The sequence below is a fragment of the Prevotella sp. Sow4_E9_plate genome (genome assembly GCF_052116205.1).
Lineage (GTDB): Bacteria > Bacteroidota > Bacteroidia > Bacteroidales > Bacteroidaceae > Prevotella.
This window is the reverse complement of record NZ_JBQKLN010000099.1, coordinates 1-2,211: the sequence shown is the minus strand read 5'-3', so window position 1 is coordinate 2,211 and position 2,211 is coordinate 1. Positions and strand designations below refer to the sequence as shown.

At 34.5% G+C, this 2,211-nt stretch carries 3 protein-coding genes; all 3 read right to left on the bottom strand.

Features of this window, described 5'->3' with window-relative positions:
* Nucleotides 1–106: 106 nt before the first annotated feature.
* Genes ACTQ53_RS17330 through ACTQ53_RS17320 form a run of 3 tightly spaced genes read right to left on the bottom strand, consistent with a single transcriptional unit; the run spans nucleotide 107 to nucleotide 1,985 of the window.
* Entirely contained in the window at nucleotides 107–487 is a 381-nt protein-coding gene (locus ACTQ53_RS17330) for a hypothetical protein (RefSeq protein ID WP_441934544.1), read from the bottom strand.
* Between the two features lie 6 nt (nucleotides 488–493).
* On the bottom strand, nucleotides 494–1,555 hold the full coding sequence (locus ACTQ53_RS17325) for a protein kinase domain-containing protein (protein ID WP_441934542.1): 1,062 nt from the start codon (nucleotides 1,553–1,555) through the stop codon (nucleotides 494–496).
* A 1-nt stretch (nucleotide 1,556) separates the two neighbouring features.
* The gene (locus ACTQ53_RS17320; RefSeq protein ID WP_441934540.1) at nucleotides 1,557–1,985 is read right to left on the bottom strand and encodes a hypothetical protein; all 429 of its coding nucleotides are present in this window, start codon (nucleotides 1,983–1,985) and stop codon (nucleotides 1,557–1,559) included.
* Nucleotides 1,986–2,211: the final 226 nt, after the last annotated feature.

The following is a 2,211-nucleotide window of genomic DNA, read 5'->3' as shown; positions in this document are numbered from 1 at the left end:
GCGATTTCTCGACAGATATTCACCAGCGGAGCCAATTGCTATGTTTCACTCAGAATGACCACACTGGTCATGCTGGATTCAAAATATGCCCCTTTTTAAAGTGGGCTCATTTCTCTATAGCTACATTTTTTAAGCGCAATACATCTTTATCACATTCCACTTTATTATTATTGGCAAGAATGTATTCTGCTGTTTGTTTTTGCACCAAATTTATTCTATCCTGCTTTGACAACAAGAACTTAGCGGCTTCTATTACATGAGAGTTATTTTTTTGACTATTTGTAATAGCAGCACTTATTAAGTCACTTGCTCTATAAACAGACTTAGAATCAATCCAATCTGAAATATAGTCATCAATAGGATACAAATCAGCATCACTGAGATTCACATTTTCAAATGAAGTGAGTTCTCCCAAATTGACGGTATTGTTATAATATCGCCAATTTGGGAGAACCTTTCTTCGAGGTGTTTCTACTCTATAATCCATAATTCATCACTTTTTAAAAACCAAGATCTCTGCCTCTCGCTTCATCAGGTCTAGTGTAGAGATAAAGCGTTCCAAACTGTAAGGATTTCCATGGGTTAGAGACAAATTTTTAGGATGGCCTCTATACTCAGGAATCGGAGAACACAAGTACTCTATAGTTTGAAGGAGTCTGTCTCGCAACCGTATTTCCGGTATCGATTTTTTTATTTCTTCCAATGCCAAAGCAAAAGCATTGTTGAGATAAGAACGAATTGGATCCAAATCGCCTTGATAATGATCTGGAAGATATGATTCTGGAAGATACCTATATAACAAAGCGTTCATACTCACACCTGTTATATAGAATACGATAAGACTACCTAACAAATAGCTGTCAGTCAAATACTTCTGTTTTGAAGAATCTGAGATGGTCCAATTATAAGATCGCTCTGGAGGTGAATAATTATGGTCTCCTGTAAATAAACGATCCTTATACGGACTATCCAAAGCTTCACAAGAAGAACATCCCAAATCTCCAATTTTGGTTTCATCATTGAATTGAAGAATATTAGAAGGTTTGATGTCTTGGTGTGTGATACCAACTTTATGAAGATTATACATACCAACAGCTACATCATGTAAAGATTTCATCTTCCAGGAAAATTCTAGTCTTTCAGCAACATCAAGCATATGATGAATATCATCATCTGCCATTTCAAAAACAAGATAAGGAACTAACATATTAAAAACAGAAACAAACTCTTGACCAGAATCTATTACATAAACCACTTTCCGAACATTTCCTTCCTTACAAATTTCAGACAGGCTTCGCTCATACTGATATTGATCAATCATTATTTTCAAACAAGCCATAGGATCAGTTCCATTCTCAATACCACGACTCATATACTGTTTCAGATCAAGTGCCTTCATGAAACAAATACGCCCATCTTTTTCAACATCAAAGCACATGGAATAAACGCCACCAGTAGAAGATCCAGATGTCGAATGAATTTTTACGACTTTCCACCCACTTTGAAATGTGTATCCTAGCAGTTTCTGCTGCTCTTCCAAACTCGTCTTTGCCATATTAATTTTCTTTATCTAAAAAAGACGTATACGCTGCAAACATCTTCTTTGCATATTTATAATCGTTGTAATACATAAAGATTACACATACACAAAATAATATTAACAGAATTGGATACAAATAATCAGTTATATTAATATTTGCAGCTGCCAATAAAGCTCCAAATATATGAGAACAGAAATAGACTAATAATGATGAAATAATAATACCACCTAGTAAATTTCTATAAAAGCCATAAAAGCAATTATATTCGAATACAATGTTATCCTCTCGAGTTTTATTCTTAATATCAGAAACGATATCCTCAACTCGCTTCAGCTTTTCCTTTTCATCTATGTTTACGTCCCCTATATCAATCTGTCTTTTTTCCTTTTGGAACGTCACTATCCTATTATAGCTTGCCTCAGATATACCACGTCCTTTTTCCATCAAGATTTTGTACATATAATGACGCCACATACTGTTGAAGAAAAGATTATCCACCAACATTGCTGAAAAATCACGTATGACGGCTTTTAACAAGAACATCAGTGCAGTAAATATACGCGAATTCAACAAGCAAGTGCAAAATTACGAAATGTTTTTATAAAAGCACTCCTTTGGTGTTGAGAAATTCAATTTCTTTCTTGGTCTCTCATTAATTTTTGCCGTAAAC

Coding starts and splice junctions, on each gene's coding strand:
- ACTQ53_RS17330 (WP_441934544.1), bottom strand. CDS start 487: ATGGATTATAGAGTAGAAACACCTCGAAGAAAGGTTCTCCCAAATTGG.
- ACTQ53_RS17325 (WP_441934542.1), bottom strand. CDS start 1,555: ATGGCAAAGACGAGTTTGGAAGAGCAGCAGAAACTGCTAGGATACACA.
- ACTQ53_RS17320 (WP_441934540.1), bottom strand. CDS start 1,985: ATGGAAAAAGGACGTGGTATATCTGAGGCAAGCTATAATAGGATAGTG.